The organism is Oscillibacter valericigenes, from assembly GCF_016902445.1.
Taxonomy (GTDB): domain Bacteria; phylum Bacillota; class Clostridia; order Oscillospirales; family Oscillospiraceae; genus Oscillibacter; species Oscillibacter avistercoris.
In genome coordinates, this window is sequence record NZ_JACSNX010000034.1 from 1 (window position 1) to 15342 (window position 15342).

Consider the following 15342-nt stretch of genomic DNA (forward strand, 5'->3'; position numbering starts at 1 on the left):
GGTGCCATAGGGCTGCAGCGTGCCGTCGGAATAGCCGATGATGTAGGAGTAGTGGTCCTCCGTGTTCAGGGTGGGCCGGCTGGGACGGCTGCTGCCGCCGCCACCGGTGGAAGAACCGCTGTCCTCCTTCTCGTACACCAGCACGAAGGGAGAGAAGCTGTCGACCGTGAAGGTCAGATGGTCGCCGTCAGGGGTGACCGAGACCTTCTCCACGTGGTTCGCGGCACTGGCCAAATCCCCCGCCGTGGTGACATTCTCGCGGTTCATGTCGGTGTAGTGGACGATGTAGAAGTCGCCATTCTCGTCAGCATCGTCCGGCAAGGGCCAGTAGATGGTCAGTTTGTCGTCGTCGCCCAGGGTCACCACGGTGTTGCCGTTGTCCGTGTCCACAAAGGTCCAGATAGAAGGATTCTGCCTGTGCGTTGGAAAGGGAGACGCCATCCTGTGCGTCCGCTTTATTGATGGCATCCTGCTCCATGGACCGGTTGAACTCTGTGCTGTTGGAGACGCTGTCCACCAGCAGCTGGACGCGGTCGGAGCCCACCTCGACTTCGCTGTTGTTGACGTAGTACTGGACAGTGCTGTCAGCCACAGCAGTCAGTGTGCCGGAGGCAACGGCGTCGCCATTGTCTTCGATAGCATTTGTGGTCGTGCCGATGTCGGTGATACTCTTGACCAGCAGCTCACCGGTGCCGATCTCCACGTTGCAGGTAATGGATTTGGCAACGGCGCCCTCGCCCAGGGTAAACTGAGCCTGCACCTGCGACTGATCCAGCGGGCCGCCGTCAATCGTCATGTGATAGGTGTCGCCAACAACCAGTTCCGACATCATAATATCATCGGTCGTAATGGTCTTATCACTCTCATCATAGTCTCCGCTGTCGTTTGTGTCATCGAAGACCCTGAGGCTGACAGGATGGTCATCGACCGCAGACATCGAATAAACATACTGGCTGACTGTTCCATTCGGCTCCCGAGAATAGACACCGAGATAGATGAGTTTCCATGTTCTCTCAACAGCACCCACCTGATAGGTTAACGTCAGAATGTCGTCCAGCCTCTCGGCGTCTGGTGTCGTTTTATCTGTGTCATTCGCCGCGATCCACTCATTGACCGCATTCGAAAGAATCAGATAATAACCCGGTTCCGGCAGGCCGTTGTATTGGGTATTGCCGATCACATTGCCTGCACTGTCCACTGTTCCGCTGTAATTGCTTCCGCCGGTGTAGATCACGATATCCGCCGGGGTGATGGTGACTGTGTAGGACTTTACCTCCACATGTTCCTCATCCTCGTCTTCGATATCCTCCGCGGCCGCAACAGCGGTATTGGAAATCGTCTTGCTGGCAGCACCTTCAGGCACTGTATAAGTAGCGGTGATCTCGATCGAGTCTCCCGCAGAGCCGGCAGCGGCAAGGCGGGCAATGGTCAGTATGCCCCCGTTTTGGGTCACGCCTGTCGGCAAAGATCCGATGTCTGTAAACACACAAAGGCGGCGGGCCGATGGCCCGCCGCCTGTTTTCGCTTGTTATTTCGCGTACTCGATGACCTTGGTCTCCCGCAGGACGTGGACCTTGATCTGACCGGGGTACTCCATTTCCTCCTCGATCTTCTTGGCCAGGTCCCGGGCCAGGATGACCATCTGGTCCTCGCTGACCTGCTCGGGCTTCACCATGACCCGCACCTCGCGGCCGGCCTGGATGGCGTAGGCCTTGTCCACGCCGGGATAGGAGCCGGTGATGGTCTCCAGCTGCTCCAGCCGCTTGATGTAGTTCTCCAGATTCTCCCGCCGGGCGCCGGGCCGGGCCGCGGAGATGGCGTCCGCCGCCTGCACCAGGCAGGCCACCACGGTCCGGGGCTCCACATCGTTGTGGTGGGCCTCGATGGCATGGATGATGTCCTCCCGCTCCTTGTACTTGCGGGCGAACTCCACGCCCAGGGACACGTGGGTACCCTCCAGCTCGTGGTCCACGGCCTTGCCCAGGTCGTGGAGCAGGCCCGCCCGCTTGGCGGCCTGGACGTCGGCCCCCAGCTCCGCCGCCATCATGCCGGCGATGTGGCTGACCTCGATGGAGTGCTGCAGCACGTTCTGGCCGTAGCTGGTCCGGTAGTGGAGGCGGCCCAGCATCTTCACCAGCTCCGGGTGCAGGTTCCGCACGCCGCACTCGAACACGGCGCGCTCACCCTCGGCCTTGATGGTGCTCTCCACCTCCCGGCGGGCCTTCTCCACCATCTCCTCGATATGGGTGGGATGGATGCGGCCGTCGGCGATCAGCTTCTCCAGGGCCAGGCGGGCGATCTCCCGCCGCACCGGCTCGAAGCAGGAGACGGTGATGGCCTCCGGCGTGTCGTCGATGATGAGATCCACACCCGTCAGGGTCTCGATGGTGCGGATGTTGCGGCCCTCCCGGCCGATGATGCGGCCCTTCATCTCGTCATTGGGCAGGGGAACCACACTGACGGTCATCTCGGCCACCTGGTCGGCCGCGCACCGCTGGATGGCCTGAGCCACCACTTCCCGGGCACGGGCTTCGCACTCTTCCTTCATCCGGGACTCGACCTCTTTGATCTTGAGGGCGGTCTCGTGAGTCACCTCGGACTCCACCTGGGCGATCAGATAGGCCTTGGCCTCCTCGGCGGTGAAGCCGGAGATGCGCTCCAGCATTTCCGTCTGGCTGCGCTTGATGACCTTGATCTCCTCATTTTCCTTGTCCACGGCCGCATGCTTCTGGGCCAGGGACTCCTCTCTCTTCTCCAGAGCCTCGGTCTTGCGGTCGAGGTTCTCTTCCTTCTGCTGCAGGCGGTTCTCCTGCCGCTGCAGATCGGCTCTGCGCGATTTCTCTTCCTTCTCGTACTCGCTGCGGTTCTTCAAAATCTCTTCTTTGGCTTCCAGCAGTGCCTCTTTCTTCTTGGTCTCGGCGCTCTTGATGGCCTCGTTGATGATGCGCTTTCCCTCTTCTTCCGCGCTTGAGATTTCCTTTTCAGAAACGGTTTTCCGGTAGCGAATACCGAGGGGGAAGCAGATCACGCCGCCGATCACCAGCCCGATCAGGGCAAAGACGATCTCCACGGTATCTTTTCCTCCTATACACGGTATCCTGTGCGTTTGGGTTTATATGCAGGCCCGCAGGCCGCATTGCAGAAAACAATCGGAAGGCCCCCTGTCGCCCGCCGACAATTATCCGTTTATAGTTTAATCGTTCTGCCCTCTTCTGTCAAGGCAAATCTGTAATAGTTAGCCAAATCCGCCCGCGCGGTTTTGGAGTTTTTTACGAGGTCTGCCAAGGAGCTGCCCCTTTCCCCGCGGCGCCCGGCCGCCGGCCGGGACGGCTCCTTCCTCATGTGTCGATATAGGCCGCGGCCGCGTACCCCACCTGGTCCCCATAATAGACCACATACCACCCATTCCATGCCCCAAAGGGCCCAGGCCCTTTGGGGGCCCCTGATTTGATCAATGCCGGGCAGGCAAAGCCCGCCCGGCGCAAGATCCTGCTCCGCAGGATGCTTGCACGCCGCTCCCGCGGCGCCCGGCCGCCGGCCGGGACGGCTCCTTCCTCATGTGTCGATATAGGCCGCGGCCGCGTACCCCACCTGGTCCTCATAATGGACCACATACCACCCATTCCACTCGCCGTAGATGGTGACGGCGGCGCCGTTGGGGAGGCTGGCGATCACCTTGCCGGCGGAGGACGGGTAGTCCCGCAGGTTCAGCGTGCCGTTGGACACGGTGACGGTCCCCTGCACCGGGTCCATGGGGTAGATGAAGGGCAGGCCGAAGTACGCCGTCAGCCCCCGGGCGATCTGCTGGGCGATGGCATCCCGGTGCCCCTCCACCCAGACGGCGTCGCTGTAGTTGTCGTGGTACCCGATCTCCAGCAGCACCGAGGGGAACCGGGGCAGGCGGACCTCCCCCAGGGAGGTGGTGGGCCGGGTGGTGACTTTATTGGGCAGGGGATAGATCTTCCGCAGCTCCTCCGCGATCAGCTCCGCCGCCCGCTGGCCGCCCACGCTGCCGGGGTAGTAAAAGGCGATGATGCCCCGCTCCTCGCCGTAGCGGCCCTCCGGGGCGGCGTTGGAGTGGAGGGCCAGGTACAGGTCGTATTCCCCCTGGTTGGCCTCCCGGATGGAACTGCCGGCGGTCATCTCCGGCCGGTTGCGCCGGTACTGGATGCCATTGGACAGCAGATAGGGCACCAGGGCGTCCGCCAGCAGGTTCATGTTGTACTCCTCGGACCCGCTGCCGGTGACGTACATATTCCAGTCCTGGGTGGACGGGCTGAGATAGATTTTGGGCATAATGATCCCTCCTTTTTCCCCAGTCTATGGCGTTTCCGGGAAAAATGTGATACACTGATTCGGAACAATCCAAGAGAAAGGGATCATTTTATGAAAGCGGAGCGGAATCACCCAAAATACACCGTCACGCCCAAGGCGGAGGCGGCCATCCTCCGGGGCCACCCCTGGGTCTACGACGCGGAGATCCTCCAGACGGAGGGCGAGGCGGAGAACGGAGGCCTGGTGGACGTGGTCAGCAAAAAGGGCCGGTACCTGGGCACGGGCTTTCTGTCGGAGCGATCCAAGATCCGGGTGCGGCTGATCTCCCGCAACGCCAACGACCAGTTTGACGCCGCCTTCTGGCGCCGCAAGCTCCAGTGGGCCTGGGAGTACCGGAAGAGCGTCATGCCGCCGGAGGACCTGGACGCCTGCCGCGTCATCTTCGGGGAGGCGGACGCCTTTCCGGGGCTGACGGTGGACAAGTTCCACGACCTGCTGTCGGTCCAGGTGCTGTCCGTGGGCATGGAGCGCATCCAGGACCTCCTGCTGCCGGCGCTGGTGGAGCTCCTCCGGGCGGACGGCTTCCCCATCCGGGGCGTGTTCCTGCGGAACGACGTGGCCCTGCGGGAGAAGGAGGGCCTGGCCCAGGGCAAAGGGTGGTATCCCCTGCCCGGCGAGGCGGTGCCGGAATCCCCCCTGACGGAGATCACGGAGAACGGCGTCAAATACCTGGTGGACGTGGAGAACGGGCAGAAGACCGGGTTCTTCCTGGATCAGAAGTACAACCGTCGGGCGGTGGGGCGCATCGCCCGGGGCAAAACAGTGCTGGACTGCTTCACCCACACCGGGTCCTTCGCCCTGAACGCCGCGGCGGGCGGGGCCAAACACGTCACCGCCGTGGACGTGTCGGCGTCCGCCGTGGAGATGGCCCGGGCCAACGCGGAGCGCAACGGCCTCTCCGGCGTGGTGGACTGCGTGGCCGCCAACGTGTTCGACCTGCTGCCGGCCCTGGAGAAGGAGCCGAAGCGGTACGACTTCATCATCCTGGACCCGCCGGCCTTCACCAAGTCCCGGAAGACCGTGGCGAACGCCATCTCCGGGTACAAGGAGATCAACTACCGGGCCATGAAGCTGCTGCCCCGGGGCGGGTACCTGGCCACCTGCTCCTGCTCCCACTTCGCCACGGAGGAGAAGTTCGTGGCCATGCTCCACAGCGCCGCAAAGGACGCCGGCGTGCAGCTGCGGCAGATCGAGGCCCGGCAGCAGTCCTGCGACCACCCCATCCTCTGGGGCGTGGAGGAGACCAATTACCTGAAGTTCTACCTGTTCCAGGTGGTGTGAGCGCGCCTTGGCCTATGAAAAAGAAGGTCCGTCCCTTGCTGGACGGACCTTCTTTTTGTCATGGTTTCTTTTTCCTCATGCGCTTCATCCATTCGCCAGTTCTGTTTCACCGGACCTTACGGGTTTTGGAGGGATCGTCCTGGTCAAAACGGTCTGTTTGTTTTGCTTTTCTCTCAGCCCACTTCCAGGAAGCGGACCACGCCCTGATGGACGTACAGCGTGGCGCTGTCGGCGTAGGCCCTGGCCTCCGTGAGGGTGACCCATTCCCTGGTCTCCCGGTTGTAGCAGGGCAGGCTGGCGGGGACCGTGTAGGTCCGGCCGTTCACCGTCACGGCGCCCTTGCCGCTCCAGGCGGCATTGGGCACGTTCCGCAGCTCGTCGGGATAGATCAGGCTGCCGATCCGCTGGGTGTTGCCGGCGGTGACGATGGTGATGCCTACGATATCGCCGTTGCGGACCACATAGCCGGTCTCGAACGTGGCGGTGGTCTTGCCCTCGCCGTACTCCACGGAGAGCTGGGCGTTGCCCACCCGGTTGCCCTCTTCATCGTAGTTGGCGGTGTAGTGGGCCCGGCCGAAGATGTAGCCGCTGCCGGTGACCGAGTTCAGCACGATGACCTTCACCCGGTCGGCCCAGTCGGTGCCGGCGTAGGTGATCTGGCTGGAGGGCACCTTGGCCTCCGTGATCTGGGACAGGCTGATGGCCGTGAGGCCGCTGCCGTCGTTCTGGAAGATGATGACATTCTCTGCCAGCTCCCGGCTGCCCAGCTTGCCGTTCTCCACGTCCAGGTCGCCGGAGACGCCGCCGGTGAGGCGGGTCAGGGACAGGCCGTCCTTCTTGCTGGAGGAGACCCGCACCAGCTGGCCGTTCAGCCGCTCCACATCGCTGGCGGAGAGTTTGACGCTGCCCTTCACCTGGATGCCGCACAGCAGATTCACGGTGGCGCTGCCGCTGCTGACCTCGGCGATGCCGATGGCGTTGCCGCTGGCAGTGGTGCCGGTGGCTTCCACCGCGCCGGCCACCTGATTGTCCTCGGTGAGCAGCAGGGTGATCTGATCGCCGGGCCGGAACTTGGACACCGTCTGCATGGCGGAGGGCAGCACGTTGAACTCGTGGCCCAGCACCGTGATCTTGGAGGGCTCGCTGGGATTGGGCGAGCAGTCCTCGTAGTAGCCGGTGATCCGGGTGTCGCTCACGCGGATGGAGTTGGTGACCGCCGAGTAGGTGGCCACGTCGTACTTCCGCATATCGCCGGAAGAGGCCCGGACGCCGTTCTTGTAGATGGTATAGCCCGTGGCGCCGCCCGCCAGGGAGGCAAAGCCCGCCGTGGAGCCCTTCTCGTAGACGATGACTGCCGATGTGGCGTTTCCGCCGCCGCCCACGAACACATAGTCCACATTGCCCGCGGCGTCCAGATACAGCGTGACGGAGGTGCCGGCGTTCAGCCAGGTGTATGCCTCGCCCCAGCTGCTGGCCTCGCCGTTCTGGAAGACCTGGGTGTCGCTCTTCACCGTGTAGGTATTGCCGGAGGTGTCCGTCATCTCCGTGGCCTTGGCGGAGGCCAGGACCACCGTCTTGCTGGAGCCCAGATCCTCAGGCACGAAGGTCAGGGCCCGGCCGCTCTTGCTGTCCACGATCAGCGTGCCCTTCATGCCGTTGAGCATGCCGTTGGAGGCCTTGCCCTCCGTCAGGGTATAGGTGCCGGTGGAGAGCCGCAGGCGGCCCTCGCCGCCCTCCGTGTCAGAGGACAGCAGCACGCCCTGCACGGTCTGGCCCAGAGTGGAGGCAAAGGTGGTGCCGCCCTCCTTGGTCGGGGTCCGCAGCAGGTTCAGGAACAGCCGCGCCGCCTGGGCGCGGGTGAGGCCGGCGCTGCCGTTGGTGCTCACGCCCTCGGTCAGGCCGACGGTGGCCGCCTCAGCCATATAGCTGTCCGGCCAGATGCCGCCGATGTCCTCGTCCTTGTAGCCCAGCATCCGCATCAGGATGGTGACCGCCTGGCCCACCGTCACGGTCCGGTCCGGGTGGAACCGGCCGTCGGCATAGCCGGAGATGATGTCCTTGCCCTTGGCGGCCATGTTGATGTAGGCCGCCGCCCAGTGGGAGGGCTTCACATCCGGGAAAATGGTGACGGTGCGGTAGCGGCTCAGCTCGCTGCTGCCGTTCATGGCGTACACCGCCATCTTGCAGAACTGGGCCCGGTTCAGCACCGTGCCCGGGCGGAAGGTGCCGTCGCCGTAGCCGTCCAGCACCCCCAGCAGCCGCAGGGACTCCACCGCCATGGCGGTGGAACGGTCCCCGATGTCGGAAAACGTGACCGTGGCGCCGCTGGCGGCCCCTGCCGGCACCGCCAGCAGGGAGACCGTCATGCACACGGCCAGAAGGAATGTTGTGATTCGTCTCTTCATCAGTCTCTCCCTCTCATTCTGCCCGCAGGGCTTCCACGGGCTGGAGCCTGGCGGCCTTTGCCGCCGGATAGATGCCGAACAAAATTCCCAGTGCCACCGACAGCGTGAAGGCGCACAGGGTGATCCACGCCGCCGGATAGATGGTCATCTGGAACATCAGCCGCCCCACCAGCAGGCTGCCGCCGGTGCCGATGAGGATGCCGATGATGCCGCCGATGCCGCAGAGCATGGCCGCCTCGATGAGGAACTGGACCACGATGCTGCTCCGCTGGGCGCCGATGGCCCGGCGGATGCCGATCTCCCGCGTCCGCTCTGTGACGGTGACCAGCATGATGTTCATGATGCCGATGCCGCCCACCAGCAGGCTGATGGCGGCGATGCCGCCCAGGATCAGGGAGATCATGCTCATCTGCTTGTTCTGCTCCTGCTGCCAGGAGTTCTCCTGGTCCACACTGTAGCTGGCCGCATTGGGATTGATGAGTCCCTTCAGAAAGCCGCCGATCCGGGAGCTGGCCTCCACCATGTCCCCGCTGCTGCGGGTCTTCACGATGAACTGCTCCGGGGCGGCGCCGCCCAGCACCCGCCGGGCGGTGTAGGGCAGGACGATGACGTTGTCGATCTGGCTGGAGGACGCCGTCTCTCCGGAGAGCCGGGGCGCGTAGACCCCCACCACCTCGAACCCCTGTCCGTTGAGCTGCAGGATCTTGCCCACCGGGTCCGCGGCGTCGAAGAAGATCCTGGCGGCCTGCGCCCCCAGGACGCACACCTGCTTATAGCCCCGGATGTCCAGCACCGACAGGTCCCGGCCGCTGGCCAGGGTCAGATTGTTGCAGACGCTGTACTGGTCGCTGCCGTAGTAGATGCTGGGCGGCGCGTCGCCGGTCAGATTGCCCTTGTCGTCATAGTTCCAGGTCATATTGGCGCTGCTCTTGGTGCCGTAGACCACCGTTGCGTTGCAGTTGGCCTGGGGCGTCACGCCCAGCACGTACTCGCTGATGCTGTTGCAGTAGTCGTACAGCGCCGGGAAGTAGTCCTTCCCCACGCTGTTGCCCTCCTCGTCATACATGTAGTTCCAGATGTTGACGGTGAGCTTGTTGCTGCCCATGGCCTCATACTGCTCCATGGTCTTTTCCGTATAGCCGTTGATGGCGGAGACGATGGTCATCACCGCCGCGATGCCGATGATGATGCCCAGCATGGTCAGGGCGGACCGGCCCTTCTTGCCCCAGATGGACTTCCACGCCATTTTCATGGCCTGTCGGATATTCACAGCCAGTCCACCTCCTGTTCCCGGTCCTCGATGATCCTGCCGTCCGCCAGGCGGACCACCCGCCGGGCCGTGGCGGCAATGCCGTTGTCATGGGTGATGAGGATGACCGTGCTGCCCTCCTTGTTCAGCTCCTGAAGGAAGCGCAGCACCTCCTGTCCGGTGTGGGAGTCCAGGGCGCCGGTGGGCTCATCCGCCATGATGATGGGGGGCTTGGTGGCGATGGCCCGGGCGATGGCCACCCGCTGCTGCTGGCCGCCGGACATCTCCACCGGCCTGTGCTTGACGCGGTTGGCCAGCCCCACCCGGCCCAGGGCCTCCAGGGCCAGGTCCCGGCGGTCATCGGCGTTCACGCCCTGATAGATCAGGGGCAGCTCCACATTTTCCAGCACCGTCAGGCTCTGGATCAGATTATACTGCTGGAAGATAAAGCCGATCTGCTTGTTGCGGATGTGGGACAGCTCCTTGTCCGTCAGCTCCCGGACGTCCGTGCCGTCCAGGAGATAGGTCCCCCGGGTGGGGATGTCCAGGCAGCCCAGCACGTTCATCATGGTGGACTTGCCGGAGCCGGACTGGCCCACCACCGCCACGAACTCCCCCTTCCGGATGGACAGGGAAACGCCGTCCAGGGCGCGGACCTCGCTCTCCAGTCCCTCGCCGTAGATCTTATAGACGTCCCGCAGTTCTACCAAATTGTTGGTCATCGGCATCAACCCCACGCCTGCAGGGACTGGATCTGGGTAAAGACCTCGGTCCCCTCTTCCACGCCGGACTTGATCTCCACATTGGAGTTGTCGGAGATGCCGATCTCCACCGGCACCGCCCAGAACCCGTCCGGGATCTCCTCGCTCAGGGTGGGCGTCTCAACGGCGTTGTCCGGCCGGTCGCCCTTCACGAACACCACGTTGAGGGTGGTGCCGTCCTCCTGCGTCACCGTGCGCACGCACTGGAGGGGCAGGACCAGGCAGTTGTCGTTCTCGCTGGCGGTGAGCGTGTAGTCGATGTAGCTGTTCACCTGCAGCGTCCCCTCGCTGTTGTCCGCCGAGATGGTGATGGGATAGGACGCCACACCGTTGCTCACGGTGCTGGAGAGGCTCACCGTCTCCACCATGCCGAAGCCGGGCGTGTCCCACTGGCTCAGATCCACCGGCATCCCCGGCTTGACATAGCTGATGTTCCGCTCGTCCACTGTGGCGGAGATCACCACCGTGGAGGTGTCCGAGATGGTGACCACCGTGGTGTTGGCGGGGATCTCGTCACCGGGCTGGATGGTCAGGCCGATCACCGTGCCGTCGATGGGGGCCTTGGCGCTGCAGTTGGCCAGGTTCTCCTCGGCGGCCTTCAGCTCCTCCCGGGCGGTGTCCAGGTTCTGCTGGATGGTGAACATCTGGCTCTCGCTCTCCTCCCCGTCGATGCGCACCAGCACCTGGCCGGGCGTCACCTGCAGGTAGTCCACCAGATTGCTGGAGATCACGGTGCCGTCCACCGTGGAGACCAGATCGCCGGTGCGGTAGTACTCCAGCTTGCCGGCCTCGTAAGGGTACACCGTCTCGCCGTTCACCGTGGCGGTGGCGGATGCCACCATGTCCGCGGTCAGCGCGCCCTCGTTGTCCACAACGATGTCCGCAGAGAAGAGCTTGGAGCCCTCCGGCGTGATGCGGCTGACCATGTGGACCGCCTCCACCCTGCCGGGGATGGAGGTCATCAGGGCCGGGATGGAGACGTTCACCGTCTGTCCCACCTTCAGGTCCCCGGCATAGGCGTAGCTGTAATACTGCTCCAGCCGCAGGCGGGTGTCGTCAGACAGGACCGCCACCTTCTGGCCCTTGCTGATGGGATCGCCGGGATTCAGCGTCACGGTCTCCATCAGCTTTCCGGCGTAGCCGGCGGAGAGGTTCAGTCCCGCGATGTCCTTCTGGGCCTGGGAGAGCTGCTTCTCATAGCCCTCCACATTGCTCCGGGCCTTCTGCACGGCGGTCTCCGCCGCCGGAGAGTCGATGGTGAACAGCGGCGTGCCGGCGGTGACCTTGTCACCCTCCGCCACCAGCACATCCGTCACCGTGCCCACCGTGGTGATGGTGATGGTCTCACTGCTCTTGGCCTTGACCAGCCCGCTGCCCTGGACGGTGGAGGTGATGGAACCATACTGCACCACATCGGTGACCACCTGGCTCTCTCCGCCGCCGCGTCCTCCCAGGACCTTCAGCAGCACTGCCGCGATCACCAGCAGGGCCAGGATCAAAATGCCCAGGCGGATGAACCGGCGCCGCGTTTTCCGCGGGATGGCCTGCCACCGCGCCTTCAGCCCCGCCGGGGCGGGGGCGGCGCTGTCCGCCGGGATCTCCTCCATCGCCGGAGCGGCCTCTTCCTGCTTCAGCTCTTCCAGGTCTTTGACTTCAGCCATGGTATGTACTCCTCTTCTTGTTCTTTACAGATCTGCTAACTGTATTACTCATAATAGTACAGTATGCAGAGCAAAGCAATAACAAAACAGTTACAGTTTCTCCCATGGTCTGTATCTCTTGTAACCGGACCGGCGCGCAAAAACGCCCCCCGGAGACCGGGGAGCGTTCTTGCGGTCCGTCAGGCCGCGGCAGTCCGCCGGGCGCTGTAGCGCTGATACAGCACGATGCCCACCACCAGCACGAAGCCGGCGATGTCGCTGGCGGTGCCGGGGATCATCATCCCCAGGCCGCCGATGGCCAGCAGCAGCCGCAGCAGCACCGGGACAGGCCGGTACAGGAAGCCGTTGAGGGCCGCCGCCACGCCGAAGATGCCCAGCAGGGCGCTGATGCAGATCTGCACCACCTGGAAGGTGCCGGTCACATCCACAAACAGCATCTGGGGACTGAAGGCGAAGATATACGGCACGATGAAGGCCGCAATGGCCAGCTTTGTGGCGTTGAACCCCGTCTTCATGGGGTCCGCCTTGGCGATGGCGCTGCCGGCATAGGCCGCCAGGGCCACCGGCGGCGTGATGTCCGCCACGATGCCGAAGTAGAACACAAAGAAGTGGGCCGCCATCTTGGTGACGCCGATGGAGGGGTCCATCAGGATGGGGGCGCAGGTGGCCGCCATGATGCAGTAGTTGGCAGTGGTGGGCACGCCCATGCCCAGCACGATGCAGCAGAGCATGGTCAACACCAGGGCGATGATCATGTGGCCGCCGGAGAGGCTGACGATGGTGCTCAGCAGCTTGGAGGCCAGGCCCGTCACCGTGATGCAGCCGGAGATGATGCCGGCCACGCCGCAGGCCACCGCCACAGTGATGGAGCCCTTGGCGCCGCCCTCCAGGGCGTCCACGATCTTGCCGAAGGTGAGGAAGTCCGACCGGTCGCCGCTCTTGCCGGCGATCTCCACCACGTTGTTGATCAGGCCCACCGCCACGGCCGCCACGATGGCGATGGCGGCGGAGAAGGCCATGGTGTACATGTTGGTGGAGACCATCACCACCAGCAGCACCAGGGGCGCCAGCAGGTAGATCTTGGGCAGCAGCTGGCGGATGCGGGGCAGCTGGTCCCGGGGGATGCCCTTCAGGCCCAGCTTCTTGGCCTCCAGATGGACGGCGATGTAGATGCCGGTGAAGTACAGCACCGCCGGCAGGATGGCCCGCATGGCGATGGTGCCGTAGGGCTCGCCGGTGAACTCCGCCATCAGGAAGGCGGCGGCGCCCATGATGGGCGGCATGATCTGGCCGCCGGTGGAGGCGGCGGCCTCCACGGCGCCGGCGAACTCCGGCTTGTAGCCCGTCTTCTTCATCATGGGGATGGTGACGGAGCCGGTGGTGACGGTGTTGCCCACGGAGGAGCCGGACACCATGCCGCACAGAGCGGAGGAGATGACCGCCACCTTGGCGGGGCCGCCGGGGGCGGCACCGGCCACGGCGTTGGCCAGATTGATGAAGAACTGGGCGATGCCGGTCCGCTCCAGGAAGGCGCCGAAGATGATGAACACCACGATGAACTTGGCGCACACGCTGATGGGACCGCCGAAGATGCCGTTGAAGGTGTAGAACATGGTGCGGATGACCTGGTAGAGGGTCATCTTCAGGTCCGCCGTGCCGCCCAGGTTGAAGAAGGTGTACACCAGCAGCACGCCGGCCACGCACAGGATCGGCAGCCCCACGCACCGGCGGCACAGCTCCACCAGAGCCAGGATGCCGATGAGGCCGATGATCATGTACAGGTCGTTCTGCATGACCCGGGCGGACATCTGGACCACGTTCTGGGCGTTGACGGCGTAGAAGAAGTAGGCGCCGGGACCCGCGATCAGCAGCACGATGTCATACCAGGGCATGTGGTTGACCCGCTCGTCCCCCTTCCGGGCCGGGAAGGTCAGGAAGCCGAACAGCAGGATCAGGCCCACGAACACGGGCAGCCGCACCTCCTGCCGGGTGGAGAGAAACACGGTGTCGATGATGCAGTAGACGGAGAACGCCACCATCAGCCAGCGGATCACCAGCTTCGGCAGCCCCTCCCAGACCCGGGTGTTGGACTCCCGGTCGTATTTTTTCATGACCGCCTCCACGTCGGCGGCGGTCCCCACGGAGGTGTCGTGCACGTCGGTCTGCGCCGGCGGCACAGGCTCCCTCCGGTCCTTCTTGAACAGTGCCATAGGGTCCCCTCTCTCTTTCTCAAGCTCCGCTCGCCGGCCGCTCCCGGCCGGAAAGCAGGGAACTACGGCATCGGTGCCGTAGTTCCCGGGTCAGGCTTCACCTGGGATCATTTTGTGGGCACGTCAAAGCCCTTTTCCGCAAAGTACTTGGCAGCGCCGGCGTGATAGGGCACCGCGGTGACGCCGGCGGCAAACTCCACGTCCAGCTCCTTGGCCTTGTCGTGGGCCAGGTTGTCCATGTTCTCGAAGATGGTGTAGCAGATGTTGTACACGTCGTCCTCAGACACATCGTCCCGGGCGATGACGGTGGCCACCACAGCCACGGTCTTGGTCTCGGGGATGCCCTCGTAGGTACCCTCGGGGATGATGTATTCCTCGTAATAGGGAGAGGACTCCTGGAGCTTGGCGATGTGCTCGTCGTCCAGGCCCACCAGATAGGTGTCCTTGGCGGTGGCCAGGGTGGTGATGGCCACGGTGGGGGCGCCCGCCACCACGAAGGCGGCGTCGATCTTGCCGTCCTGCAGGGCGTCGGCGCTGGCGCCGAAGTCCTGGTACTGGGCGTTGATGTCGTCCTCCGTCAGGTCATAGGCGGCCAGGATGTCCAGGGCGTTGTAGTACACGCCGGAGCCGGAGGCGCCGATGGACACCGTCTTGCCCTCCAGGTCCGCCACGGACTTGATGTCCGGGTCGCAGGTGACGATCTGCACCTGCTCCATGTACAGGGCGGCCACCGTGGAGAAATCCGAATAGGGGAAGCCCTCAAACAGCCGCTCGCCGTTGTAGGCGTAGCTCATCACGTCGGACTGGACGAAGCCCAGCTGCGCGGTGTTGAACTCCATCTGCTCGATGTTGTCCTGAGAGCCGTTGCTGACCACGGCCGTGACCTTGGTGCCGTTGCCGTTGGTGGTGATGGCCTGGGCCAGCACGCTGCCGAAGCCGTAGTAAGTGCCCTGGTCGCCGCCGGTGCGGAACTTCAGTTCCGTGCCGCTGCCGGCCACAGAGGATACGTTCCAGTTGGTCTGCGTCGTCTCCGTGCCGGTCTCGCCGGAGGTGTCCGTCTCCTCCGTAGAGGTGCCGCCGCAGCCCGTCAGGACCGCCGCCAGCATCAGGACAGCCAGAAGCAGGGATAAATGCTTTTTCATGTTTCCATTCCTCTTTTCCTGTTTGTTAACGCAACTCATATATCGCTTTGCATATCATATCTCAATCTCATTCATATTACAAGCCTTTTTTTACATTTTTTTAACATTTCTGCAAGTTGTCTTTACTTGCCTTTCATTTTTGGGGTCAGCCTGCCGAAAAAAGGCAGACTGTCGATAAACCCGGAAATTCGGGAAAACGGGAAGGAAGATAGCTACGAAAGAAACCCAGGAAGGGTGTCTTTCGTTTCCAATCAACCGATTCTCAGAACTTTTCAAAGTTCTGAGAATCGCAAGCAGC

At 63.5% G+C, this 15342-nt stretch carries 11 protein-coding genes; 1 reads left to right on the forward strand and 10 read right to left on the reverse strand.

Features of this window, described 5'->3' with window-relative positions; all coding sequences use genetic code 11:
- The 4 genes from H9X91_RS13335 to H9X91_RS13350 form a co-directional block, all read right to left on the reverse strand.
- A partial coding sequence (locus H9X91_RS13335) for a hypothetical protein (RefSeq protein WP_204805718.1) occupies window positions 1-390 on the reverse strand: 390 nt, incomplete at its 3' end.
- Window positions 305-1465 carry a hypothetical protein gene (locus H9X91_RS13340; protein WP_204805720.1) on the reverse strand — a complete coding sequence of 387 codons (1161 nt, stop codon included), beginning with the start codon at window positions 1463-1465 and terminating at the stop codon, window positions 305-307. The genes H9X91_RS13335 and H9X91_RS13340, both read right to left, overlap by 86 nt.
- Before the next feature lie 63 nt (window positions 1466-1528).
- Window positions 1529-3070, reverse strand: coding sequence for a ribonuclease Y (rny, locus tag H9X91_RS13345; RefSeq protein ID WP_420850742.1), 1542 nt, complete (start codon window positions 3068-3070; stop codon window positions 1529-1531).
- 485 nt (window positions 3071-3555) lie between these two features.
- On the reverse strand, window positions 3556-4296 hold the full coding sequence (locus H9X91_RS13350; RefSeq protein ID WP_204805721.1) for an N-acetylmuramoyl-L-alanine amidase: 741 nt from the start codon (window positions 4294-4296) through the stop codon (window positions 3556-3558).
- 90 nt (window positions 4297-4386) lie between these two features.
- Here H9X91_RS13350 and H9X91_RS13355 point away from each other — a divergent pair, with 90 nt between their 5' ends.
- Window positions 4387-5616, forward strand: a complete 1230-nt coding sequence (locus tag H9X91_RS13355) for a class I SAM-dependent rRNA methyltransferase (RefSeq protein WP_204805722.1) — start codon at window positions 4387-4389, stop codon at window positions 5614-5616.
- 173 nt (window positions 5617-5789) lie between these two features.
- Here H9X91_RS13355 and H9X91_RS13360 read toward each other — a convergent pair whose 3' ends face one another.
- The 6 genes from H9X91_RS13360 to H9X91_RS13385 form a co-directional block, all read right to left on the reverse strand.
- Window positions 5790-8021 (reverse strand): S-layer homology domain-containing protein, encoded by a 2232-nt coding sequence (locus H9X91_RS13360; RefSeq protein ID WP_204805723.1) that lies wholly within the window; start codon window positions 8019-8021, stop codon window positions 5790-5792.
- A 13-nt stretch (window positions 8022-8034) separates the two neighbouring features.
- Complete coding sequence (locus tag H9X91_RS13365; protein WP_204805724.1) at window positions 8035-9291, reverse strand: ABC transporter permease; 1257 nt, start codon at window positions 9289-9291, stop codon at window positions 8035-8037.
- Window positions 9288-9992 carry an ABC transporter ATP-binding protein gene (locus H9X91_RS13370; protein ID WP_204805730.1) on the reverse strand — a complete coding sequence of 235 codons (705 nt, stop codon included), beginning with the start codon at window positions 9990-9992 and terminating at the stop codon, window positions 9288-9290. The genes H9X91_RS13365 and H9X91_RS13370 overlap by 4 nt, the downstream gene beginning before the upstream one ends.
- Before the next feature lie 5 nt (window positions 9993-9997).
- The gene (locus H9X91_RS13375) at window positions 9998-11692 is read right to left on the reverse strand and encodes an HlyD family efflux transporter periplasmic adaptor subunit (RefSeq protein ID WP_204805725.1); all 1695 of its coding nucleotides are present in this window, start codon (window positions 11690-11692) and stop codon (window positions 9998-10000) included.
- A gap of 179 nt (window positions 11693-11871) precedes the next feature.
- Complete coding sequence (locus H9X91_RS13380; protein WP_204805726.1) at window positions 11872-13902, reverse strand: TRAP transporter permease; 2031 nt, start codon at window positions 13900-13902, stop codon at window positions 11872-11874.
- A 107-nt stretch (window positions 13903-14009) separates the two neighbouring features.
- On the reverse strand, window positions 14010-15044 hold the full coding sequence (locus tag H9X91_RS13385) for a TAXI family TRAP transporter solute-binding subunit (protein WP_204805727.1): 1035 nt from the start codon (window positions 15042-15044) through the stop codon (window positions 14010-14012).
- Window positions 15045-15342: the final 298 nt, after the last annotated feature.

Bases quoted from the DNA above. Each gene is read 5' to 3' on its own strand.
- H9X91_RS13350 (WP_204805721.1), bottom strand. From the start codon at position 4,296: ATGCCCAAAATCTATCTCAGCCCGTCCACCCAGGACTGGAATATGTAC.
- H9X91_RS13355 (WP_204805722.1), top strand. From the start codon at position 4,387: ATGAAAGCGGAGCGGAATCACCCAAAATACACCGTCACGCCCAAGGCG.
- H9X91_RS13360 (WP_204805723.1), bottom strand. From the start codon at position 8,021: ATGAAGAGACGAATCACAACATTCCTTCTGGCCGTGTGCATGACGGTC.
- H9X91_RS13370 (WP_204805730.1), bottom strand. From the start codon at position 9,992: ATGACCAACAATTTGGTAGAACTGCGGGACGTCTATAAGATCTACGGC.
- H9X91_RS13375 (WP_204805725.1), bottom strand. From the start codon at position 11,692: ATGGCTGAAGTCAAAGACCTGGAAGAGCTGAAGCAGGAAGAGGCCGCT.
- H9X91_RS13380 (WP_204805726.1), bottom strand. From the start codon at position 13,902: ATGGCACTGTTCAAGAAGGACCGGAGGGAGCCTGTGCCGCCGGCGCAG.
- H9X91_RS13385 (WP_204805727.1), bottom strand. From the start codon at position 15,044: ATGAAAAAGCATTTATCCCTGCTTCTGGCTGTCCTGATGCTGGCGGCG.